20 protein-coding genes are annotated in these 25,501 nt (G+C 38.5%); all 20 read left to right on the top strand.

All coding sequences use genetic code 11. The annotated features are described in order from the left end of the window. The first annotated feature begins 84 nt into the window (after window positions 1–84). The 20 genes from pyk (at window position 85) to ACOEN1_RS10905 (ending at window position 24,866) form a co-directional block, all read left to right on the top strand. Window positions 85–1,842: a pyruvate kinase gene (pyk, locus tag ACOEN1_RS11000; RefSeq protein ID WP_422486953.1), complete on the top strand. Its 1,758-nt coding sequence runs from the start codon at window positions 85–87 to the stop codon at window positions 1,840–1,842. Between the two features lie 143 nt (window positions 1,843–1,985). After that, window positions 1,986–2,627, top strand: a complete 642-nt coding sequence (locus tag ACOEN1_RS10995) for a GntR family transcriptional regulator (RefSeq protein WP_422486952.1) — start codon at window positions 1,986–1,988, stop codon at window positions 2,625–2,627. Window positions 2,628–2,844: 217 nt separating this feature from the next. Beyond that, window positions 2,845–3,243 (top strand): GrdX family protein, encoded by a 399-nt coding sequence (locus ACOEN1_RS10990; RefSeq protein ID WP_422486951.1) that lies wholly within the window; start codon window positions 2,845–2,847, stop codon window positions 3,241–3,243. Further along, window positions 3,243–4,523 (top strand): glycine/sarcosine/betaine reductase component B subunit, encoded by a 1,281-nt coding sequence (locus tag ACOEN1_RS10985; RefSeq protein ID WP_422486950.1) that lies wholly within the window; start codon window positions 3,243–3,245, stop codon window positions 4,521–4,523. The genes ACOEN1_RS10990 and ACOEN1_RS10985 overlap by 1 nt, the downstream gene beginning before the upstream one ends. A 15-nt stretch (window positions 4,524–4,538) precedes the next feature. Next, the gene (locus ACOEN1_RS10980) at window positions 4,539–5,837 is read left to right on the top strand and encodes a glycine/betaine/sarcosine/D-proline family reductase selenoprotein B (protein ID WP_422486949.1); all 1,299 of its coding nucleotides are present in this window, start codon (window positions 4,539–4,541) and stop codon (window positions 5,835–5,837) included. A 174-nt stretch (window positions 5,838–6,011) separates the two neighbouring features. Then, entirely contained in the window at window positions 6,012–7,373 is a 1,362-nt protein-coding gene (locus ACOEN1_RS10975; RefSeq protein WP_422486948.1) for an MATE family efflux transporter, read from the top strand. Window positions 7,374–7,393: 20 nt separating this feature from the next. Further along, window positions 7,394–9,271 carry an ABC-F family ATP-binding cassette domain-containing protein gene (locus ACOEN1_RS10970; protein ID WP_422486947.1) on the top strand — a complete coding sequence of 626 codons (1,878 nt, stop codon included), beginning with the start codon at window positions 7,394–7,396 and terminating at the stop codon, window positions 9,269–9,271. Between the two features lie 32 nt (window positions 9,272–9,303). Continuing rightward, the gene (locus ACOEN1_RS10965; protein WP_422486946.1) at window positions 9,304–11,463 is read left to right on the top strand and encodes a DNA topoisomerase III; all 2,160 of its coding nucleotides are present in this window, start codon (window positions 9,304–9,306) and stop codon (window positions 11,461–11,463) included. Window positions 11,464–11,607: 144 nt separating this feature from the next. Beyond that, window positions 11,608–13,275: a phosphoenolpyruvate carboxykinase (ATP) gene (locus ACOEN1_RS10960; protein WP_422486945.1), complete on the top strand. Its 1,668-nt coding sequence runs from the start codon at window positions 11,608–11,610 to the stop codon at window positions 13,273–13,275. Between the two features lie 82 nt (window positions 13,276–13,357). Beyond that, window positions 13,358–14,194, top strand: a complete 837-nt coding sequence (locus tag ACOEN1_RS10955) for a S1 RNA-binding domain-containing protein (protein ID WP_422486944.1) — start codon at window positions 13,358–13,360, stop codon at window positions 14,192–14,194. 9 nt (window positions 14,195–14,203) lie between these two features. Then, on the top strand, window positions 14,204–14,710 hold the full coding sequence (locus ACOEN1_RS10950; protein WP_422486943.1) for a hypothetical protein: 507 nt from the start codon (window positions 14,204–14,206) through the stop codon (window positions 14,708–14,710). Between the two features lie 117 nt (window positions 14,711–14,827). Next, entirely contained in the window at window positions 14,828–16,126 is a 1,299-nt protein-coding gene (locus tag ACOEN1_RS10945; RefSeq protein ID WP_422486942.1) for a hypothetical protein, read from the top strand. A gap of 5 nt (window positions 16,127–16,131) precedes the next feature. Beyond that, the gene (locus tag ACOEN1_RS10940; RefSeq protein ID WP_422486941.1) at window positions 16,132–16,446 is read left to right on the top strand and encodes a prepilin-type N-terminal cleavage/methylation domain-containing protein; all 315 of its coding nucleotides are present in this window, start codon (window positions 16,132–16,134) and stop codon (window positions 16,444–16,446) included. Window positions 16,447–16,505: 59 nt separating this feature from the next. Then, window positions 16,506–17,084, top strand: coding sequence for a PilW family protein (locus ACOEN1_RS10935; protein WP_422486940.1), 579 nt, complete (start codon window positions 16,506–16,508; stop codon window positions 17,082–17,084). 91 nt (window positions 17,085–17,175) lie between these two features. Further along, window positions 17,176–18,525 (top strand): MATE family efflux transporter, encoded by a 1,350-nt coding sequence (locus ACOEN1_RS10930; protein WP_422486939.1) that lies wholly within the window; start codon window positions 17,176–17,178, stop codon window positions 18,523–18,525. 113 nt (window positions 18,526–18,638) lie between these two features. Then, the gene (locus ACOEN1_RS10925) at window positions 18,639–20,741 is read left to right on the top strand and encodes a hypothetical protein (RefSeq protein WP_422486938.1); all 2,103 of its coding nucleotides are present in this window, start codon (window positions 18,639–18,641) and stop codon (window positions 20,739–20,741) included. A 21-nt stretch (window positions 20,742–20,762) separates the two neighbouring features. After that, window positions 20,763–21,569 carry a prolipoprotein diacylglyceryl transferase gene (locus ACOEN1_RS10920; RefSeq protein ID WP_422486937.1) on the top strand — a complete coding sequence of 269 codons (807 nt, stop codon included), beginning with the start codon at window positions 20,763–20,765 and terminating at the stop codon, window positions 21,567–21,569. Window positions 21,570–21,658: 89 nt separating this feature from the next. Continuing rightward, complete coding sequence (gene rlmD, locus ACOEN1_RS10915) at window positions 21,659–23,017, top strand: 23S rRNA (uracil(1939)-C(5))-methyltransferase RlmD (RefSeq protein WP_422486936.1); 1,359 nt, start codon at window positions 21,659–21,661, stop codon at window positions 23,015–23,017. 83 nt (window positions 23,018–23,100) lie between these two features. Continuing rightward, window positions 23,101–24,015, top strand: coding sequence for an ATP-binding cassette domain-containing protein (locus ACOEN1_RS10910; protein ID WP_422486935.1), 915 nt, complete (start codon window positions 23,101–23,103; stop codon window positions 24,013–24,015). Continuing rightward, window positions 24,012–24,866 (top strand): ABC transporter permease, encoded by an 855-nt coding sequence (locus ACOEN1_RS10905; protein ID WP_422486934.1) that lies wholly within the window; start codon window positions 24,012–24,014, stop codon window positions 24,864–24,866. The genes ACOEN1_RS10910 and ACOEN1_RS10905 overlap by 4 nt, the downstream gene beginning before the upstream one ends. The last annotated feature ends 635 nt before the right edge of the window (window positions 24,867–25,501 follow it).

The raw sequence follows: 25,501 nt of genomic DNA, 5'->3' as shown, positions 1-25,501 counted from the left end.
CAACAATTATCTCACAAGATTAGTGAGATAGAAAAGAACATACAGTAATTAAACTGTAACTATATTATACGAGGAGGAATTAGTATGATGAAGAAAACAAAAATAGTAGCTACCATAGGGCCAGCTTCTGAAACGGAAGAGATGCTCAGGAAGCTATTTGAACAAGGAGTCAACGTTTGTAGAATGAACTTCTCACATGGCGACCATGCTGAGCACAAGGTCAGAATGGACAGAGTAAAGAAAGTAAGAGAAGAAATGGGACTGCCAATAGCAATTATGCTTGACACCAAAGGCCCTGAGATAAGACTTGGAGATTTCAAGGAAGGCGTAATAGAGATTCAGCAAGGACAGGAATTCACACTTACAACAAAGGACATCCTGGGTGATGAGTCCATAATCAGTGTAAGCTACAAGGACATGCCTAATGATGTTGAAGTTGGCGGGATAATCCTGATTGATGACGGACTGGTTGAGTTCAGAGTCAAGGAGTTAACTGAGACAGACATAATTATGGAGGCATTAAACGGTGGTACACTAAAGAATCACAAAGGAGTAAACGTACCAAATGTTAATATTAATCTTCCAGCATTGACAGATAAAGACATATCAGATATCAAATTTGGGATTGAGAATGAAGTTGATTTTATTGCTGCCTCATTTGTAAGAAAAGCTTCAGATGTCAATGACATAAGAAGAATTCTTGAGGATAATGACGGTTTGAATATTGATATAATTTCAAAAATTGAAAATCAGCAAGGTCTGGATAATATCGCTGAAATAATCCATGTCAGCGACGGAATAATGGTTGCAAGGGGAGACCTTGGAGTTGAGGTTCCAACAGAAGAAATACCATTGATTCAGAAGGATTTAATAAGAATGTGCAATAAAGCAGGTAAGCCTGTTATTACTGCAACTCAGATGCTGGATTCAATGATCAGAAATCCAAGACCGACCAGGGCAGAGGTAACGGATGTTGCTAATGCAATAATCGATGGTAGTAGTGCAGTTATGCTATCTGGAGAAACTGCAGCTGGTAAGTATCCATTTGAAGCAGTAAAAACAATGTACAACATTGCCATAAACACTGAAAACTCACTGGACTACAAGGAAATATTGAAGCTAAGGTCAGTGGACAATGAGATTACAACTACAAATGCAATCAGTAAGGCAACTGTAAGCACTGCATCAGAACTTGGTGCAAAGGCCATAATAACAGCAACATCATCGGGATATACTTCAAAAGCAATCTCAAAATTCAGACCAAGAGCACCGATAATTGCTGCCACAACAAAGAAGACTGTTGTAAGGAAAATGGCATTGGAGTGGGGAGTTTTTCCTGTATTGGCTCCTGAAAGCAAATCAACTGATGAGGTAATTGAGCTATCGATTAAAGCAACGCTGGATGCCGGTTATGTTGATGAAGGTGACATGGTTGTGATTACTGCCGGAATCCCTGTCGGACTTGCTGGTACTACCAATATGATAAAGGTTCATACCATAGGGAAGGTACTGATGAAAGGCATGGGCATAGGTAGTCGTGTAGGAACTGGACGTGTCGTAATAGGAAACTCAGAAGAAGAACTGTTATCGACATTTGAAGATGGAGACATCCTTGTCTGCAGGGCAACCTACAAGGATATGGTGAAGTTTATGGAAAGAGCCGGTGCAATAATCACAGAGGAAGGTGGACTTACTTCACATGGAGCGATTGTTGGACTTAATCTTGACAAACCCACAGTAGTAGGAGTAGATGGTGCTACTAGCGATCTTTCAAGTGGAGACATAGTCACTGTTGATTCAACTACCGGACAGATATATAAAGGAAATGCAAAAGTACTGTAATGAGAAAAAAGGAGCAGATCCATTAAGATTGGATCTGCTCTAATTACGCTGTTTTTTTGTAAATATGATGAAAACTACCTCCAAATCATGATATAATAACAAACAGGGAAAAAAATCGAAATAATTCGGAGGAGTTTGGTGCTATGGGAGATAACAAGATTCAAGCTGAAGAAATCTATGAGATTTTGAAGGATAGAATTATTCATCTGTACTATGAGCCTGGACAGGTACTCAATGAGATTGATCTTGCTGATGAATTCGGAATAAGCAGAACACCAATAAGAAGAGTATTTCAGATGCTTATGGGTGATAAACTTTTAAATATAATACCTCGTTTTGGAGCACAGGTTGTACCAATTGATTTCAGGAAGATGAAGTCAGTATTTGAAGTAACAAGAGAGCTGGATTCATTTGCTACAAGATTGGCAGTGGAAAGAATAAGCGAAGAGAAAATTGCTGAGTTGGAAGAAATACTGGAAAGACTTAACAACTACGATATATCAACTGATTACCAACAGGCAATTGATGATGATGAAAGATTCCACGAAATAATTTATTCAAGCTGCGACAATCTTTGGCTTGAGGAGATTCTAACCAAGCTTCACTATCAGACAGAGAGATTGTGGCATTATGCGGAGAACTATTTTGATGAAGCAGAGCTGTTTACAGATACACTTAGTAAAATACTGGAAGCTATTAAAACAGGGAATGTAGAAGATGCTGATAGATTTACCAGAGAGCACGTTGATCAGTTTGTAATGAAAATCAAAAAGGAAATGCTGTAATAAAATTAGAACAATCATCTTTAGGAGAAAATCCTAAAGGTGATTGTTTTTTCTTGAATTATTTTGAGTATTCCTATAATTTTATTGAAATACTAATAAAAAAGCATGTACAATAATAAACAAGAACACAATAATTAACAATAAACAAGAAAACAAGTGGAAAAGCAATAGATGGTATTATTGATTTAATTCCTGTTATGGAGATTGGAGGAATTTTATGGAACAGGAAGTTTTAATCGTTACCAACAACCCAACAGTAAGCAAAGATTTTGGAAAGTGCCAAATGGTGGAAGGTTCTTTTGAAGATGTACTTCTGAAGGTAAGAGACCTTGTATATGAAGGACACGAGCTTATAAGCCATCCAATTGGTGCAAGCATGAGAATGCTTTTCTCCCCGTACAGATCCGTTCTGCTTGGACCCAGGACACCTCAAATCAAGGAGGTTTATGCCTTGATCATCGAAAATAGTATTGATACCTTTAGAAGAAGCACAGCCAACAGAAAAGTTGACATTGTAAACGCTGATGATTATGCCAGAATTGACCTGGAATTATTAAAATGTGCAATTGTGGAGCATAGTATCATACAAAGAGAAAAATATCAGGAGGTGCAGTAATGAATCTTGAGTTGAGAAAGATTGAGATCAAGGATGTAGTTTTCGATAAAGACACCGAAGTGAAAGACGGAGTACTTTCTATCTGCAAGCAAGATATAATTGATGAGTTGATGGATGATGTAAATATAAAAAGCATCAAGATTGACATCGCCAAGCCAGGTGAAAAGACCAGAATCATACCCGTAAAGGACGTTATTGAGCCAAGGATCAAAGTGGAAGGTAAAGGAAATGGATTTCCTGGAGTAACCTCTGAAATGGTTCAGCTAGGATCTGGAAAAGTAAATGTTCTTAATGGTGTAGCGGTTGTTACGATTGGTGATATCGTTGGATTCCAGGATGGAGTTATCGATATGTGGGGTGAAGGAGCGAAGTGGACGCCATTTTCCAAAACCATGAACATAGTGGTTGATATAGAACCAAAGGAAGATCTAGATTTAAATACACATGAGACAATAGTGAGAGTTGCAGGTTTAAAAGCAGCAGAGCTTATTGGAAAAGCAGGAAAAGACTCTGATGCATCACTAGTCGAAGAGTACCAGTTGGATGATATATTTACGGAAACAAACAAATATCCTGACCTTCCAAAGGATGCCTATGTTGAGATGCTGATTTCACAGGGATTTCTTCACGATGGATACATATATGGTGTGAAAAGCCAGAAAATACTGCCAACACTTATTCATCCAAATGAAGAATTGAACGGAGCTATAATCAGTGGGAACTGTGTTGCTGCCTGCGATAAGATTACTACTTACCAACATCAGAATAATTCAGTCATAAAAGACCTATACAATAGGCATGGAAAGGATATAAACTTTGTTGGTGTTGTTCTTACACCGGAACTGACAACGCTGGAAGGAAAGTTCAGAACATGTGATTATACAACAAAGCTATGCAAGACTCTTGGAGTTGATGGAGTAATCGTATCAGAAGAAGGCTATGGAAATCCTGATTCAGATCTTCTAATGATTTGCAAGAGACTTGAAGATTCAGGAATCAAGACAGTACTTATTACTGATGAGTGCTCGGGATGGGATGGAATGAGTCAGCCATTGGCAGATACAACACCTGAAGCAATCGCAGTCATCTCAACAGGAAACGTAAGTCATGTAGTTGAACTTGAACCTGCCGATAAGGTTATCGGTAGACCTGAAACCATTGCTACACTTGCAGGTGGCTGGGAAGGATGCCTTAAAGAGGATGGAAGCATGGTTTGTGAACTTAATGCCGTTATTGGTGCTACTTCAGGGTACCACAATCTTACAGTAAAGCTTTACTAGAAGGAGGGTCTGAATATGTCATATAAAATAATATATTATGTGAATCAGTTTTTTGGACAGGTAGGTGGAGAAGACAAGGCCGGAATGTCACCTCTTGTAAAGGATGAAAAAGTAGGTGCGGCAATGGGCTTTGATCAGCTTATGGGAGATGAGGCAGAAGTAGTTTCAACCATCATCTGCGGAGATAACTACTTCAATGAAAATAACGAAGAAGCTGTTAGATTTATTATTGATGCCATAAGCGAAAGGAATCCGGACATTGTTGTTGCAGGACCTGCTTTCAACGCAGGTAGATATGGAATGGCTTGTGCAGGTATAGCAAAGGTTGTGGCTGATGAACTGAAGATTCCGGTTATAACAGGAATGTATGAAGAGAATCCAGGTCTTGAAGTGAGCAGGACCAAATCAATAGTTGTAAAAACTTCTGATTCTGCTGCTGGTATGAAGGATGCACTGGCAAAGATGTCATCAATAGCAAAGAAAATACTAAATGGCGAACAGCTTGGTTTACCTGAAGAAGAGAACTACTTCGCTCAAGGAAAGAGATTGACGGTATTCACAGATAAAAGGGGCTCAGAAAGAGCTGTTGATATGCTTATTGCAAGATTCAAGGGAGAAGTTTTCAAATCAGAGCTTCCAATGCCTGTATTCGATAGGGTGGATCCGGCAGCTGCTGTAAAAGATATATCAAAAGCGAGAATTGCACTTGTAACAAGTGGCGGAATAGTTCCAAGTGGAAATCCTGACAGTATACAATCAGCAAGTGCTCAAAAGTGGAAAAAATACAATATTAGTGGAAAAGCTTCCCTTGAAGGTGACTTCTACACAATTCACGGAGGCTATGACCCTGTATATGCAAATGAACTACCAGATAGAGTTGCACCCCTTGATATACTTAGAAAGTTTGAGAAGGAAGGCATCTTAGGTGAGGTGTACAAATACTTCTATACTACAACCGGAACAGGAACTTCAGTTGGCAATTCAATAAAATTCGGACAAGAAATCGGTAAGGAACTAAAAGAAGCCGGAGTGGATGCTGTTATCGTCACATCAACCTGAGGTACCTGTACACGTTGCGGTGCAACGATAGTAAAAGAAATTGAAAGATACGGGATACCGATAGTGCACATGTCAACAATCACTACAATATCTGAATCAGTTGGAGCCAATAGGATTGTACCAACCGTTGCAATTCCATATCCGGTTGGAAATCCAAACCTATCAAAAGAAGTGGAGAAAGACCTTAGAGAGAAATTGGTAAAAAGAGCCATAGTTGCTCTTGGCACGGAAGTGGAGGAGACTACTTACTTCTAATATGAGGTTCTAGTAAATCCCAATCAATCTAAAAGAATGGTGGATAGGACTGGAGAAAAACATTAAATTGGAAAGGTATGGACTGGTTCCATACCTTATTTTTTTCAACTGGTACAATTTTCTCTGGAACACTGTTATAATGGATATGATACTTAAATATTTCGGAGGTCTAAATTGAAAATAAGCAAGAAGGAATTAATTCTTAAGGGAAATATTTACAGGGTCCTGGTGACCCTATCTTTGCCAATCATGATAAATAATCTTATACAGACCCTCTATAATCTTGTGGATGGAATATGGGTTAGTAAAATATCCTCGGTTCACTTTGCGGCAACAGCATTTGTGTTTCCTGTGAATTTTTTGTTTATAGCTATTGGAATTGGAATATCAGTTGCAGGAACTTCGATACTCTCACAATTGGTGGGAGCGGACAAGGAGGAGGAAGCAAGGGAGTACGCTTCACAGCTTATTGCAACATCAGTCATGCTTTCCATTGCTTTTTCAATCTTTGGAGTTATTTTTACCCCGATGATCGTAAAGGCCATGGGAGGTACCGGAGACCTGGCAGTGTTTTCAAATATTTACTTGAGGATCACTTTCTTGGATTTGCCATTTCTCTTTTTGTTCTACAATATAAATTCCATAAGAAATGCTCAGGGAGATACAATCACACCTACGATACTAAGTGGAGTAGCAGCAGTCCTAAATATGATACTTGATCCCATATTCATATTCACCTTTGGTTGGGGAATAGCAGGAGCAGCGTGGGCAACACTTCTATCGAGAGCATTGCTTTCTGTGTATGGCATCAAGCTGATAATGGGATCTGACAACCCTTTAAGACCTGATTTCAAGGGTTTTAGATTCAATCCCAGATTGCTGAAGGAATTAGCAAGAATAGGTTTACCTGCAGCTATTGGTCAGTCCGGAGCAGCTTTCGGGTTCATAATCTTAAACGGATTTATCGTATCCTATGGAACTACTACAATGGCGGCTTTTGGCATGGTTAACAGGATAACTTCACTGATTATGCAGCCTGCCATGGGAATTGGTGCTGCATTGACGGCCGTGATTGGTCAAAATATTGGAGCCAGATTTTACGACAGAGTAAGGGAGTCATTTAGAAAGGCGAGCTTGCTTACATTGACCTTGGGAATATCAGGTGGACTGATAATGTTTCTTTTCAGTGATCAAATAGTAAATTTCTTTATCCGATCTGAAGACGACCCGGATGTAATAACTCAGGGGATTGGATATTTGAATTGGATAGCATTCGCTACCCCGCTGATGGGAATGTTCAGCGTTTTCCAGGGAGTTTTTCAAGGCTCCGGACACACAAAGTACTCAATGGCCATGGAAATCGGAAGACTGTGGTTGGTTAGAATCCCCTTGATACTAGTGTTTAAGAACTTTACAGACATCGGACCGACGGGAATCTGGTTCTCGATGGTATTCAGTAATTTTCTCGTGGTTGTATTAGGATTTTACATATATAAAAAAGGCAGCTGGAGTGAAAGAATTCTGACATCTGTCTGATAATTGAAAGGATTGGGAAAATGGTATTAATGACAGTTGAGAATCTATCAAAATCATATGTTGAAAAAGTTTTGGTTGAAAATGTATCCTTCGGAGTGAGTGAAGGAGACAAGATCGGCCTTGTTGGAATAAATGGAACAGGAAAGTCCACACTTCTGAAGGTGTTGGCTGGAGTTGAGGAAGCTGATTCAGGGAGCATCACAAAGGGAAGAGATGTGACACTATCATATCTTCCACAGAATCCTGAATTTGACCAGGACTCCACTGTCCTTGAGCAGGTGTTTGAAGGTCATTGGAGTACCATGAAGATACTTAGGGATTACAGGATGGCAATCCAGTCAGGAAAGGATGAAAAGGAAATCATCAGACTGTCCGCGCTTATGGATACTCATGGAGTTTGGGACCTTGAAGCTGATGCAAAGTCCATTTTGACAAAGCTGCAGATTAAAGACTTCAATTCAAAGGTAAGGGAGCTCTCAGGTGGACAGAGGAAGCGTATAGCACTGGCAGCTGCATTAATTCAGCCTTCAGATATCCTGATATTGGATGAGCCCACAAATCACCTGGACAACCAGACCATAGAGTGGCTTGAGGAAAGACTGCTTCAGAGAAAGGGAGCTCTTATTATGGTTACCCATGACAGATACTTCCTCGACAGGGTCACTAATCATATTATGGAATTGGAGGGTGGGACGATAGTCCCATACAAGGGAAACTTCTCCTATTATATGGAAATGAAGATTCAGAGAGAAGAGAATCTTAAAACCATGGAGGAAAAGCGGAAGTCCCTGTATAAGAAAGAACTGCAGTGGATGAGGCAGGGAGCTAAAGCCAGGACAACAAAACAAAAGGCCAGAATACAAAGGTTCAATACACTAGAAGATTCAGCACAGGATTCATCATCGACAGATATGCAGATTTCAGTCGGGACATCAAGACTCGGGAAAAAGATAATCGAGCTGAAGGGAGTAAGCAAATTCTATGGTGACGTGAAGCTGTTTGATGACTTCACATATACTGTCTTAAGAGATGATAGAATCGGGATACTAGGTGAAAATGGTACAGGAAAGACATCACTCCTAAAGATAATCGGCGGTCTGCTGGAGCCGGATTCAGGGGAGGTCCAGGTTGGAGAAACAGTTAAGATTGGGTTTTTTCAGCAGGAAACTCCATTTATCGACGGAAGCCAAAGGGCGATTGAATACATTCGTGACGGAGGAGAGTTTATTACTACTGGTGATGGCATCAAGATTTCAGCATCCGCAATGATGGAAAGATTTTCATTCCCACCAGACCAGCAATACACACCTTTGGAAAAGCTTTCAGGTGGAGAAAAAAGAAGATTGTATCTTTTAAGGGTCCTGATGGAATCACCAAATGTTCTGCTGCTTGATGAGCCAACAAATGATTTGGATATACAGACACTTCAAATACTTGAAGAATACCTGGAAGAGTTTTCAGGACCGGTAATTGTAGTGTCCCACGACAGATATCTGCTGGATAAAATTTCAGAAAAGGTATTTCTCTTGAAGAATGGAACGATAAAAGGATTTACTGGGAACTACGATTTTTTCAGATCCCTGTGGAAGGAAGAGGAAAAAAAGGAAGCAGAGGCGGAAACACCAAAGAAGGAAAAGCCTAGAAAAAGAAGTAAAACCCTGAAGTTCTCATTCAATGAGGCAAGGGAATGGGAGACAATTGAAGATGACCTTGAAACTTTACAGGATGAAATAGATAAGATTGACAAGGAGATGCATCAGGCTGCATCCCAATACACAAAGCTTCAGGAACTTATTGACAAGAAAGAGAAGCTTCAGAAGGAACATGAGACGATGCTTGAAAGATGGTTGGAGCTGTCTGAAAAAGCAGAGATGATAGAACAGGAAAAAGACAGTTAAGATTTCGGAAAAGCAATTGAAAGGAAGAGACGATGAAGAAACTCGTATTGGCGGAAAAACCATCTGTAGCAAGAGATATTGCCAGGGTGCTTGGCGCAAACCAGAAAAGAAATGGATATATGGAAGGGGACAAGTACATTGTCACCTGGGCACTGGGTCATCTTGTAACCCTTGCCGAACCAGAAGATTACAACAAAAGATACAAGAGCTGGAATATGGAAGATCTTCCGATGCTTCCAAGCCCAATGAAGCTGCAGGTCATAAAGGGTACCGGAAAGCAGTTTAATTCTGTCAAGGAAGCCTTGCACAGAAAAGATGTGGGAGAGATAGTAATCGCTACTGATGCAGGCCGTGAAGGCGAGCTTGTTGCCCGCTGGATTCTGGAGAAATCAGGAGTGAAAAAACCCATTAAACGACTATGGATTTCATCTGTTACAGACAAGGCCATAAAGGATGGGTTTTCAAGACTTAAGAATGGAAAAGACTACGAAAATCTCTATGCATCAGCCCAGGCCAGGTCAGAGGCCGATTGGTATGTGGGAATAAATGCAACCAGAGCATTGACAGTAAAATACAACACTCCTTTGTCCTGTGGAAGGGTTCAGACACCTACACTGCAGATGATAGCAAGCAGGGAGGATGAAATCAGGAGCTTCGTTCCAAAGGATTATTATGGAATAAAAGTTGAAGCAGACGGTATCGCCTTAACCTGGAGAAATCCAGGAAACAAGGATATTAGAACCTTTGACAGAGAAGTCAGAGACAAAGCCATGGAATCGATGAGAGGCAAGAAGATAAAAGTCGCTGCCCTCGATAAAAGCAATAAAAAACAATATGCACCGACTCTTTATAATCTGACAGAATTGCAAAGAGATGCAAACAGCAGGTTTGGATACTCAGCGAAAGAAACCCTATCCATAATGCAGGCTTTATACGAAAACCACAAGATCTTGACATATCCAAGAACCGATTCACGGTATCTGACAAATGACATCGTGGATACATTACCTGACAGAATCAGGGCCATCAGTACCGGCAGCTACAAGGACATAGCCAGACCACTGTTAAAGACAAGAATAAAGGCTGATAAATCATTTGTTGATGATAAGAAGGTATCAGACCATCACGCGATTATTCCGACAGAGCAACCTCTTGAGCTATCATTGCTTAATGACAAGGAGAAGAAGATACTTGACCTTGTTATCAGAAGATTTCTAAGTGTTCTTTATCCTCCATACCAGTATGAGGAAATAACCCTTACCGGGGATATTGAAGGCAACCAAGTCTTTGCCAAGGGAAGACGAGTTATTGATATGGGATTTAAGAAGGTCTTTAAACATGATGATGAGGAGGATCTGCAACAACTGCCTGACTATAAAAAAGGGGACATCATAAGTGTAACCAGAATATATGGAACTGATGGAAAGACCGGACCACCTTCGAGATTCACTGAAGGTACACTGCTTTCAGCCATGGAGAATCCGGTGAAATACATGTCATCCAATAACAAGGAACTAAAGGGAATAATTAGTGAAACCGGTGGGATCGGAACCGTTGCAACAAGGGCGGATATAATAGAAAAGCTGTTTAACAGCTTCCTGATGGAACACAGGGGAAAGGAAATTCTTCTTACAGGCAAGGGCAAGCAACTGCTTCAACTGGTTCCAGAAGATATGAAATCACCTGATTTGACAGCCAGATGGGAAAGTAGATTGTCCGAAATAGCTGAAGGCAAGCTTAAGAAAGATAAGTTTATCGGCGATATCCTGAATTATGCAAAAAAGGTCACCAAGGAAATCAAGGATAGTGAAGAAACCTTTAGACACGATAATTTGACAAGGACAAAATGTCCTGAATGCGGTAAATTCATGCTGGAAGTAAAAACCAAGAGAGGTAAGATGTATGTTTGCCAGGATAGGGAATGTGGTCACAGAAAATCCATATCTACCGTGACCAATGCAAGATGTCCCCAGTGTAAGAAGAAGCTTGAATTAAGGGGAGAGGGAGACGACAAGATATTTGCATGCTCCTGCGGCTACAGGGAAAAGCTCTCACAATTTGAGGAAAGAAAAAAGAATGAGAAGAACAAGCTGGGCAAGAGGGAAGTGGCTCAGTATATGAAAAAGCAGGACAACAAGGATGACGATATCAACAATAGCCTTGCTGATGCCCTAAAAAAGCTTAAACTATGATAAAAAATCCGCATGAATAGTCAAATTTGGCGGGATTTCCCTTGAGAAGAAATTCTTAATATGTTATAACAAGAATGTAATGGGACAAATATATAATGAAAACAATCAACTGTGTTTCAACGAGATGATAAATGGAGGGAAGACATGTCAACTACATCCAAGTATAAGGTGGAGGAGATAACCAAGGATAATCCACTTATTGATTCACTTAGAACTACAATTGAAACTAATTTCTACGGAAACAATGTTACCAATGTAAATTCCATAAGCGAAGCATATAAGCTCGCCAAGGAATCACCGGGAACAATAGTCACGGATATGTCCGTTTACAGACCTGAAGAACTTGGACTTTCAACGGACTCTAAAGTTCTGCTCTTCAATGATGGCGCTGTAACAGGTAGATTCGCAGGAGCGAGAGTTATTATTGGTGAAGCCAATGTGAACAAGACAGAATATGCAACTATAGCAAGAGAAGCAGTTTATCAGTCCAGGTACAAAAAACTGTATCATGCACAGGCATTGATCGGATTGCATCCTGATTTTATGGTTAGGGCACATCTCTTGATACCTTCAAACCACGAAAACATAATGTACTCCTGGTTGCTAAACTTCCAATACCTTACACAGGAATATATGAGAATGTACAAGGAGTCAAAAAAGTACCCTGAAGGGGATATATATGTATTTTCAGATCCCGACTACCGACCGGCATCACATCCTGACGGATTGGCACTGTTTGATCCTGAACACAACACAGCAATGATCCTTGGGATGAGATACTTTGGAGAACACAAGAAAGGTACTCTTACTCTTGCTTGGGGACTGGCAAACAGAAATGGTTTTGCATCATGCCACGGTGGAATGAAGAGATACAATTTCAAGGACGGAAGCAAATTTACTATGGGAGTTTTCGGCCTTTCAGGCTCAGGAAAATCAACCTTAACCCATGAAAAGCACGATGGGAAATACGATATAACAATACTTCACGACGATGCATACATAATTTCAACTGATGAAGGATATTCAGTGGCACTCGAACCATCATATTTTGACAAGACTCAGGACTATCCACCAGCACATCCGGCCAACAAGTATCTTCTGACAGTGCAAAATTGTGGTGTCACTCTTGATGAAGAAGGCAGGAAAGTGATTGTTACTGACGACATAAGAAATGGCAACGGTAGAGCAGTCAAGTCAAAGCTATGGGCAGAAAACAGGGTCAACAAGATAGATGAACCTGTTGATGCAATTGCATGGTTGATGAAGGATGCTACGCTGCCACCGGTAATAAAGATAAGTAATTCAGTATTGGCTTCAGTAATGGGAGCAACCCTTGCAACAAAGAGATCAACAGCGGAAAGACTGGCAAAAAATGTCGATATGAATGCACTTGTAATAGAGCCATATGCAAATCCATTCAGGACCTACCCACTGAGCGATGACTATGATAAGTTCAAAAGGCTATTTGAGAACAGAGATGTTGATTGCTATATCTTCAATACAGGACACTTCCTGGACAAGAAGATTCCAAAAGAAGTGACGCTTGGGCTATTGGAGAAGATTGCTACAAATGACATAGAGTTCAAGCCTCTGGGAGGGTTCAACGACCTCCATACAGTCGATGTGGAAGGATTCGTTCCAGAGTTTGATGAAAACTATATTTCAATGTGGCAAAACTCAATAGCATATAGAAAAGAATTCATCAAGCACATGGTAACATTCAAGAGCGGAAGGGACAAACTTCCTGACGAAGCACTTGAAGCGCTTGAAAAATTGGAAGAACAGGTAGAAAGTATGAAAACAGTGGCTTAAACCACTGTTTTCCAATTAATAGATATTTAATAATGCTCAATCATGTGGTATGATGGAAGTATTAAAGAAAAGTAGGTGTATTATGATTAGATTAGGTAAAAGACAAGATTTAAAGATTAAAAGATTTGCTACAGTTGGTGCATATCTAAACGATGATGAAGACAAGAGTGATGATGTTCTTCTTCCAAAGTCACAGGTTCCAGAGGGAGCTGAAGTTGGTGATGTAGTAAATGTTATGGTTTACAGGGACAGCAAGGACAGGGTAATTGCATCAACCAGGCATTCACTTGCCGAAGTGGGTGAGATCAAGAAGCTTATGGTTATCAGTTCATCAAAAATCGGATACTTTATGGACTGGGGACTGGAGAAGGATCTGTTCCTTCCATTTAGCGAGACAGTCGGTGCAGTTGAAAAGTTCAAAAGCTATCTAGTGGCATTATATATAGACAAAAGTGATAGAATAGCTGCAACTATGAAGATCAAGGAGTATTTAAGCACAGAATCTCCATACAAGGAGAATGATAAGGTAGAAGGAACAATATACAGTATAAACAGAGATATTGGAGCTTTTGTTGCAGTTGATAATAAGTACGACGGTCTTATCCAGAAGAAGAACCTTTATGGTATCTATGAAATGGGAGATGAGATTGAAGTAAGAGTCAACATGGTACATGAGGATGGGAAACTTGACCTGAATCTTAGGGAAAGAGGACATGTCCAAATGGATGAGGATGCAGAAATCATTCTAAAGGCACTAAAGGAAAATGGAGGATCACTTCCTCTTAATGACAGCAGCCCTCCACACGAGATTAAAAAAGCCTTAAGAATGAGTAAATCTGGATTTAAAAGAGCTGTTGGAAAGCTATATAAAGAAGGCATAGTTCAAATAACATCAAAGGGAATCAATCTCAAGAAATAGGAGGTCGACATGGCAAGTATAACTGTAAGCGCTAATACCGTTGAAATGATGATTTTTTTCTGGGAATCAGTTGCAGATAGAGAAAAAGTCAGCGACAAGTATCTTATGGAACTGGCAGAGCATGAAGATTTAAGTACGTTATATGATGAGGAATTTTCAAAGGACTCATTTAGGAAGGTCCTTTCAGCAATTTCAAACAGGGAGCTAATGAACAATCCTACAAAAAAGGAAAGTAGGTTCTGGAACCTGAATATGTGGATGCTTGAGGACATGGACAATATGAGAGAAATGGTCAAGCTGGTAAAGACTCTGAATCTAGACCACTTGAAGGACAAGTTGTCAAAGGATGTAAAGGTAATCTTTATTCCAGGAACAACAGAAGAATATAAATTTGACGGGGACAAGCTGATAATTAATTTTTTCAAGATTTCAATCAACCCTTATGCTGAAACAAATGTGACAATAAGCGGAAAAGAATTTAATACTTACATCGAGGAGAAAGTGCTGGAGATTTAATCTGGCACTTTTTTTGACAGATGCGTTTAATTTATTTTGACATTACCTACGAATGGGTATATATTATAGTAAACCAACGATTTTATGAGATATGTATAATATCAGGAGTGGATTATTATGGGAAAAATGATAAATAGAAAAGGATCAACCCTCGCACTGACAATAATCATATTTGCAGTGCTAATGATTTTTGCGACATTTACACTTGGGTTTATGGTTACAGAGAATAAGCAGGCAATGTATCACCAGAATAAGGTAAAAGCATATTATATTGCTAGAAGTGGGGCAGAAGCTGCACAAAAAGCTGTATTGAATAGAGTAACAGACACAGAAGATGATCAGCAAAGCAAGTATGACTTTATTGAGTATGAGATACCTGAGGTAGAACCTGTTTCATCAAATGTAGATATTACTATTAATAATTTAGATACTTCGAATCTAAATGTAAAACTTTATAAGGAGTTCATTGGTACAACAATTCTAGATTACAATGGAGTGGATGTTGAAGCAAAAGAGTATAATTTGATAATTAAATCTATTGCAGTAGTAGGGGATATTGAAGAACAAGTTGATATAGTTATTCCAACTAAGATAACGGATATTGATTCAGAAAATCTAAATGCAATTTTGGTATATTTGAATGAAGCGAGTGAAATTCTAAAGAATTTACAAAATGATGAAGGGGATTATCTTGTAGTTAAAGGAGACCCTGCTCAGTATGCTCCTCATGATAAAACTGAAGGATCTTTCGAGGAAAATAAAGCTGAATCTACTTTATTACCAACCAACGACAATATATCACTTAATGGAGATTACTTTGTTGAAGGTAACTTGGATTTAACAGGAAAAACAATATCTGTAGATGGACCCACAAAAATATTTGTTAAGGGTAGCGTTAGAATATATGGAGGAACTGGAAATGAAAGTGCTTCAATAAACTACGCCACAGATACGAGTAAAGAAGATTTAGAATTTTTTATTTTTAATGAATCAGTAACTTATGAATATCCATATAGTTTACAGGTTGGAGAAGATAGTAATAACGACAAAGACATATTCTCAAGAGCAATCTTTTATGTCAAAAATGGTGGTGTTGATATACATGTTCACAAACTTGATTTCGAATCTGATGTATTTACGAATGGAGATATAATTAATATAACATCTCATTCAAATAGCAACCAACATATAGATCTTATTGGAAGAATAGTTGCCCCAAATGCAACTGTTAGTATTGGAACTGCAGATGAAAATAAAGCTGCAATAAATATTACTGGAATCGTAGTTGGTCTAGATATTTGGTACAACGGTAATAACATTAGCAAACTGATTCTTAATAGCTCAGGAATTGCAGATGACTTGATTCCTGGAATAGATGTCTTTATTACTAATGTAGGGAAAGGATATTATCGGTGATTATTATGAAAAATAGAAAAGGAATTACTTTAATTGAGGTTATAATATCAATAGCTATAATTGGAATATTAGGAATAGCATCTCTTAATATATTTGACACAGGATTAAAAAATATTAGCAGAGCTGGACTTAGAACTGAGATCATATTAGAAGTAAAAAAAGAAGTAGACAATCAGATTATGGATGAAACTACAGGCACTGAAAATGAAGCAACTGTGATATTGCCAGGGAATAGTACTGTAATTTTTAATGGCAGATTGATTGAAGCAACAAATATTGACGGAGTAGATGTTGAAATAATAACGTTTGTAGTGAATTGATAACTTTAGAATTCACACTAACTTTTCTTTTGTACAACTTAGATAGTTGAGGTGAAAATATGTTTAGAAATAAAAGGAAAAAAAAAGGTATTTCGTTGATAGAATTGATACTGACTATAGCAATATTATCAATTGTGATTCAAGTTATTTATTCTATTTTTTTCGTTGGGCAAAAATCTTATTCAACCTCAAAAGATATTGGATTCGCACAACAAGAAGCTAGGTCACCTTTAAATTATATAGATAAGGAGTTAAGAGCTGCTATGTCTGTTTATTTAAATTCTGAACCTATTGAATATCCCTACTATTCGTTGTCAACAGAAAATAGCCAATTGGTTAAAAGAACATATACATCAGTAGATGATGTCCCAATTGAACAAGTTTTATTTTCTGGAATAAATAGCATAGTATTTTATCCGATTTGGATTGATAAGCTCAATGATGAAATTGAGTATAATATCTTGGATATGATTATAGAGTCCCAAGAGGGTGACATAGTAAAAACATATAATATGACAATACGATTTGATAACAACCAAGATACAGGGACAATTAAGAGAATACTGAATGATGAAGGGATGGATTTGAAAGAATTAGAGGATCAATATATTTTGGTATATTACACAAAATACGAATAATTAAATCCCACTTCACAAACGAATCCCAATATGCTAATATAATAAGAATGCATATTGGGATTTATATTTTTTTGTGAAAGGAAACATCACCATGCGATTTCTACAAGACAAGGAATTTATGAAGGGAATGCTTGCAATAGCAGTTCCCGTAGCACTTCAAAACTTAATATCTTCATCACTAAACATGATAGATACTCTGATGATAAGCAGTCTTGGCCAATCAAGCATAGCAGCCGTAGGACTGGCAAATCAGATTTTCTTTTTGTATATACTACTAACATTCGGGATCAACTCGGGATCATCAATATTCATTGCTCAGTTTTGGGGCAGAGACGATGTATTGAGCATAAAGAAGGTAATGGGACTTGCAATAACAATAAGCACATTTGCAGGAGCAATATTTACATTTATAGCACTTGTATTACCTGAATTTGTAATGGGCTTGTTCATAGATGAGCAGGAGGTTATAAACCTGGGAGCATCGTACCTTAGAATAGTAGGACTCTCATATATAATCACAGCAATATCATTTGCCTTTTCAATAGCCCTTAGAACAACAGGCAGACCAAGAGTACCCTTGAAGGTATCGATAATTTCATTTGCTGTAAATACAGCTCTTAACTATATACTCATCTTTGGAAAACTGGGAATGCCAGCAATGGGAATAAGGGGAGCAGCCCTGGGTACGCTTATAGCAAGAATAGTGGAAATACTGCTTATTCTCTATGCAATTTACGGTACAAAAAGCATACTGGCTGCTAGCTTCTCAGAGCTTATGAGTTGGAAAAAAGACTTTGTGAAGAGATACATAGAGACCATCTATCCAGTAATCCTTACAGAAGGCTTCTGGGCGCTGGGACAGGTCATGTACACTGCAGCCTATGCAAGGATAGGAGAAGAGGCAACAGCGGCCATACAGCTAACCAACACCATTCAGAACGTATTTTTTGTCATAGTCCGTGGTCTGGCAAATGCCTGTGGAGTAATGGTGGGGTCAAAGGTCGGTGCCGGTGAAGAGGACAAAGCATATGAATATGCAATTAGCTTCATTGTTATCTCGACAGTATCAGGACTTGTACTGGGAATTGTGATGGCATTGGGTCCGGACATACCATTGTCATTATTTAGAGGTATAGATCCAGGGTTGTATGCAGTATCCAGACGACTGCTTGTCTTTATGGGCCTGACATTTGTAATCAGGGTCTACAATACAATTGTTATAGTAGGTGTTTTAAGAGCTGGCGGAGAAACAAAGGTGGCAATGAAAATAGACTTGGGTACAGTATGGTTAATAGGAGTACCTCTCGCATTTATGGGAGCTCTGCTATTTAAACTGCCAGTTGAATATGTATTCCTTCTGGTAACAATGGAAGAAGTCGTAAAGGCGATACTCGGAATACCTATAATAAGATCAAGAAAATGGATTAAAAATCTAACCTAAGCTACAGGGAAACCTGTAGCTTTGTCATTTTTTGTGACAATAGCATTATTTTTCTTTGACTTTATAACATTGGTGTGTTAAAAAATAACTATATATGGAAGGGGTGGATTCAAATGGGAAAAAAGAATAATCATGCTCGGTTATTGATGCTTATCCTAGTTATTTCAATGATTACAACCGGCTGCGGGGGCAGCCCATCAAACACGGGAGTAGCACAGAACAAAAACAGCGACTTGACTGAATGGAGCTTTAGCAAGGATATTTCAGATCCATTAAAAGCCACAGCAGGAGGCGATGATGTTACAATTGGTGATCTGGATACATATGGGGTTTTGGTGCATATTCCTGGAGGAACATTTGAGGAGCCAACGGAGGTTACATTAGTTAATCCTGATGATGTCCCAGGCTATTACCAGGATGAGATGGACGGATTGGGAGCACCCATAAGCATATCTGTAGGAGAGGGTCCTGTAAGGCTAATGCAGCCGGTGACAGTAACAATGAAGTACAATCCTGATGAACTGAGTGAGGATTATGAATCTGGAGCATTATACTTTGGATATTTCAATGAGAATGAATGGCAGTATATTAAAGCTGATGTGGATCGTGAAACTGAGACCATGACCTTTACAACCAGTCATTTCTGCCTTTTCTCAAAGGCTAAACTGTCAATGGACGAACGGGTCGATCAATACGTGGACAATGAAGCAGTAGCCGATTGGTTGAAGGACCAGACAAACTCAATGACTGATGAAGCATTGAACAGTGCAATAGAACACATACTGATCGATAATCTGAAAATCAAGGATAAATCAATGATTGGTCAGATATACAACAGCGTCTTGGAAGATGATGAGTGGAGCAGTATGGTTGATAGCATCAAGAATGGAGATCCTGCCATGTTCAATCAGAACCTTCAAGTCCTGCTTGGGAAGAAGATTGTAGAGAATGTGCCTGCATCAACTCTTTCCAGTGCTCTGGAGGCATTGACTGGTGAACTGGGAATAGATACTGTTGAAAAGGCAAGTGAGGCAGCAGGATATGTAGCAGAAGGAAGATACAAGGATGCAGCAAAAATAATAGGGGAACATATTGCCGACAAGTTTATGATAACCAAGGTTGGAAAATTTGCAGTAGCAGCCATTGAAGGGCAGATACAGTCGTGGAAGAGTGAAGAGGTTGAGGCAGCCTACCAGGCTTTTAAGAATGGAGCAAGCAGCAGTGTTCCATGGTGGGGCTACCAGGTGGAAAAGGAAAACTTTGAGGATGTATGGAGCCAGATGGGAGGAGCTGCAAGACAGCTTGAAATCGAAGCTATCCGACTGCAAAATGAAGCACGGGCTGATGCCGGAATGGATCCATTAACTAAGGAAGAAGAAAATAAGATAAGAGCAGGCGTTAAAAAAGACCTTGAAAAAGAATTCAAGAGCAGAATCCAAAAGGATGCAGAAATAGAGAAGAAAAAGGCAGAGCTTCAAATGATAATGGAGATGTATAAGGAATCCGGTTTTATGGAAAAGGGAAGATGGGGATGGACTGATTCCTATGAACTGGAAACAAGGCTGGATGTCCTGATGCACTTCAAGGATAAGCTGCTAAAGGATACTGGAAGAAAAACAATCAAGTCAGGAGATTTCCATAATGAAGAAGCAGTTGCAATCGAACAGCTTAAGACAATAGCAATGGGCTGGTTCAGCACTGATGACCCTGATGAGAGACAAAAAGTATACGAGGAGTTCCTTCAGAGTGAGTTTGGAATTTCATTGTATCCAACAGCAACAGAACTTAATGGAGTTTGGTCTTCAGCGGCCCTGATAATAACAGAGTTTGATATAGGACCTCCTCCTGAAGCAAGTGGGTCAAGTGAGAGCAGCGGCGAAATGGGATGTGACCTTTCAGATATTGATATTTATAATATGGTAAAGGCAGGACTTGAAGAGCAAAAGAATCAGCCATTGGCTGTGGGAATGGAAGTATCATTGAATGCATCAGGATCAGGAACCCTGAGCATAATTGATGAAGAAGGGGATAAGTCAGAATTTGCAGCAAGTTACAACAATGGTTTGCTCTCAGCCAGTGGAGTGATTGAAGGAACGGGTTTGACAATGCAAGGTACAATTACCAAAAATAATGATGCAATAGCTTTAACTGGTTCATTTAAGATGGATCTGTCAGATCAAGCTTGGATAAAGGGTACATGGACAGGAAACAAATAATTATTTGACGGAAGTGATCAAATGAAACCTGTTATGATAATTGATATGTTTGGATTGGAGACATCAGTTGGATCCTATGGATTGTTTATGACACTAGCAGCTATGCTTGTAATAGTAGTGTCCATATACTGTATTTACAAGGCTGGACTTCCCATGAAGTCCGGCTTGTTGTGTTTAGCATTAATTGCAATATCTTTACCAATTGGAGCAAGGGCACTGAATGTGGCAATAAATTCTGGATTCTATACCGATAATCCCCACAGGGTATTTGCTTTGGATACACTGGGTTTTTCACTTATGGGTGGATTGCTTTTATCAGCTTTTGTGGGCATCGTCTTAACTAGAATAATGGGAATGGACTTCTGGAGATTGGGGGATTCTATTGCACCAGGCTTAGGTATAGGTCTGGGTGTTATGAGGCTTGGATGTTATTTTAATGGGTGTTGCTATGGACTGGAATCCAGTGTTCCATGGGCAGTTAGATTTCCATATAATAGCCCTGCTCACAAGCATTTCTTGTCCCTGAACAGCCAAGGAACAGCATTATTTAAGATGCTTAGTTCGCCAAGTGTTCATCCAACGCAGCTATATGAAATGGCAGGTTCTTTTCTAGCAGCAGCCATAGCGTTTTATCTCATAAAAAAAAGAGCAAAACCAGGTGTCCCAATTTTAGTTGCCGCAATTGTTTTCACCACAACAAGGTTAGCTAATCATTTTCTGAGGATACATCCTCTGACCAATGAAATCTCAATATGGTTTTATCCGGTAGCTTATATTCTGATATTAATTCTCTTGTCAGTAACTTTGTATAGAAAGAATTTACAATAATTTAGGATTTGACAAGATCAAGCGTCTTAAGTGGACACCTTCAAATATATGGGGTAAAATTACCTTAAGCCATAAATCTGGAGGATATGATGAATATTGATATTGGAGACATTATAAAAGGTGAAATAATAGATTTTACTCATGAGGGAAAGGGTGTAATGAAGGTGGACGGGTTTCCTATATTTGTGGAGGATGCATTGATAGGAGACGTCATAAAGGTGAAGATTACACAAAGGAAGAAGAGCTTTGCACTTGGTACTTTGGAATCAATTGAGAAACCATCAATAGACAGGGTGGAATACAAATTTGATGCTGAAGCCCTGGGAGGAGGAGTTCCTCTGATCGGGTATTCCTATGAAAAGCAGCTTGAGTGGAAAAGAAACAAGGTGATTCAAGATATGCATAGGATTGGAGGATTAGATCTACCAGTTAATCCTGTAATAGGAATGGGACACCCTTTCAGGTACAGAAATCATTCCCAGGTTCCAATTGGAAAATTAGATGGAAAAGCAGTGACCGGCTACTACAAAAGAAAATCATCGGATATTGTGCCCATGGAAGAAGATCATCTGCAACCGGAAATTGCTGATTCAATTCTTAAGACAGTAAGGTATTGGATTGATAAATACAAGGTATCTGTCTATGACAGGGAAACAAAAGAAGGCATATTAAGGCACATCGGTATAAGGACAAACGAGAACAACGAGTCCATGGTTATTCTGGTTACTACATTTTCAACCCTGCCATATAAGTTTCAATTGGTGCATATGCTTGTAAAGGATTGTCCGGGAGTTATAAGCGTATACCAGAATATTAATCCAATGGATGGCAAATTCACCTATGGAAGACAATACATTCATCTGTTCGGCAAGGAAACATTGACAGATTATATTGGGGATCTTCAGTTTAAAATATCCCCTGATGCCTTCTTTCAGATAAACCGACAACAGGTAGGTGTGCTCTACGGAAAGGCCAGAGATTATCTTCAGGGGAGTAAGGAAGACATTGTCTATGATCTTTACAGTGGAATAGGGACCATATCCCTCTTTGTTGCCGGTGATGTCAGTAGGGTAATTGGAATTGAATCCGTAAAGGCAGCTGTTAAAAATGCGGAAGAAAATGCAAAGCTAAATAGCATTGAAAATGTTGAGTTTCATCATGGAAAGGCAGAAGAGCTTTTTCCTTGGATGATTAATAGAGGAATGAAGGCAAACAAGATTATACTTGATCCACCAAGAAAAGGCTGTGAAAAGGAACTGCTACAGGCTATTATCAAGCTGCAACCGAATAGAATAGTTTATGTATCGTGTAACCCATCAACTCTTGCCAGGGATTTAAAGATTCTGGTCGAAGAAGGATATAGCGTCAAGGAGGTACAACCAGTAGATATGTTTCCTCACACAGTGCATGTTGAGATGGTAGTATTGATGTCAAGGTTGGAGAAGTAAGTGTGGAAAAAGACCAGTAAATAACAGTGTTTTGGTTTCTAGTTAGTAGCAATCAAGTACGATTAGGATGGGAGGTGAAAGATTTGTCAAATATTATCGAGGTTAATAATCTTAAGAAGTCTTATGGAAAGATTGAAGCAGTTAAGGGAATTGATTTTTATTTAGAAAAGGGCAAGCTTTTTGCATTCCTTGGACCAAATGGAGCTGGTAAATCAACTACAATTGATATCTTATCAACACTGATAAAACCTGATGAAGGAAAAGTTATAATTAATGGCTACACATTAGGTAAAGATGATAATAATATTAGATCTTCAATTGGAGTTGTATTTCAAGATAATCTTTTGGATAATCTTCTAACAGTTAAAGAAAATCTTGAAATTAGAGGCAGCTTCTATAATTTGGAGAACGAGAATTTGAAACTTGCAATAAAAAGAGCTGTAGACGTATGTGAAGTTAATGAGTTTATCAATAGACCATATGGGAAACTATCAGGTGGCCAAAGAAGACGAAGTGATATTGCAAGGTCTCTTATTAACACTCCAGAAATACTTTTTTTAGATGAGCCAACAACTGGTCTAGATCCTCAAACTAGAAAGAATATCTGGGATACGATCAGAAAGATGCAAAGAGATAATAACATGACAGTATTTCTAACTACGCACTATATGGAGGAAGCTGCTGAAGCTGATTATGTTATTGTTATTGATCATGGAGAGATAATTGCTAAAGGAACTCCATCTCAACTAAAAGACAAATATTCAACGGATAGGCTGATACTTACAGCTAGAGATATTGAAGAAGTAAGGAAAAGGCTTTTAGTTTGCCATATAGATTTTCAACAAAATTCGGATAATATTCAAGTTAATTTAGAATCAACTTTTGAAGCCCTTAATATAATTCGAGAAGTTGAAGATGTGATTGAGAGTTTTGAAGTGTTAAAAGGAACAATGGATGACGCCTTTATACAAATAACTGGCAAGGAGATGAGAGGATGATACAGTTTGCCTTAAGAAGCTTAAAGATATTTTTTAGAGATAAAAGTGCAGTATTTTTCTCCCTTCTAGCAGTTTTCATTATTATTGGTTTATATGTACTATTTCTTGGAGACATGGTTTCAGTCGGAGAAATGTCATCTGATGAGACTAGATTCTTAATGGATAGTTGGATAATGGGAGGACTCCTTGCTGTAACCTCAATGACTACTACAATGGGAGCCTTTGGCATAATGGTGGATGATCAGCATAAGAAACTGATTAAAGATTTTAATAGTTCTCCAATTAAAAGAAGTGAAATAGTTGGAGGTTATCTTTTATCTACATTTTCCATAGGAATTATAATCACCCTTATTGCTCTTATTCTAGGGCAAGGTTACATTGTTTTTGCAGGTGGAGAAATATTGAATTTATCACAGCTTGCTAGAGTGTGTGGCGTTTTAATACTATCTGTCTTAGCTTCAAGTTCAATGGTAGCATTATTAGTAAGCTTTTTTAAAAGCAATAACGCTTTCTCAGCTGCAAGTACAGTTATTGGTACTTTAATCGGGTTTTTAACGGGAATCTATGTTCCCATAGGAGTGCTTCCGGCTAGTGTTCAAACTGCCATAAAGCTATTTCCAATTTCTCACGCAGCAGCATTGTTTAGACAAATATATACTGAAGTATCAGTAATAAAAGCTTTTGAGGGAGCACCAGCACAGGTTATTAATGATTTTAATATAGAGCTGGGTATTGTATTTAAAGCAGGAGAGAAAATAATGGAGCCTATACATCATATTTTGGTGTTGGTGGCAACCACAGTAGTATTCTTTGGAATATCTGTATATAGATTTAATATAAAAAAAGATTAGGGGTGAAATGATTGTAGAACTTAAACATGATATAGTTAAATCCCTATAAACTGTTGACATTTTACCACTAGCTTAAGATATAAAATGTCTCAAGGCATCATAAAAAAGACTCATTCCAAGTTGAGACGGTAGCACTGCTGACAAGAAAATAGATATATAAGCCCTTGAGAATAGCTTTTTTTAAAGTGTTTTCAGGGGGTCTATTTATTTCAAGAAGTTGTTAAAATTATGGGTTCTAGATGTTTTATAGGGAAAGGAGCATATCATTTACCCATATAAATGTTGTTTTGCTTTAAGAGTTAAACTGTTTAATAAAAAGAAATAACTCATCGATAACTGAACAACTTAAAAAGAAGTGGGAAACAACCGCTGAGTTTTTAAACCCACTGGAAAAGTAAAGAGCGGTTCAGTTTGCAGAGATGACAGAAGGGAAAAACACATCAAAGAAATCAATACAGACTTCACCTTTAAAAACTTGGCAATATATTATAATTTTAAGTAGGACGATATGCGAATATTCAAGCAGCCTCGAGAAAATATTCGAGGTTTTTTATATAATTGAGTAAATTGCATAATTTAAAACTGTTGAAATAACTAACTTTTTTTAGCTAGCAAAAAGGATTTCACCCCAAAAT

The sequence above is a fragment of the Gudongella sp. DL1XJH-153 genome, from assembly GCF_049310905.1.
Lineage (GTDB): Bacteria > Bacillota > Clostridia > Tissierellales > Tissierellaceae > Gudongella.
This window is presented reverse-complemented; position numbering and strand designations above follow the sequence as displayed.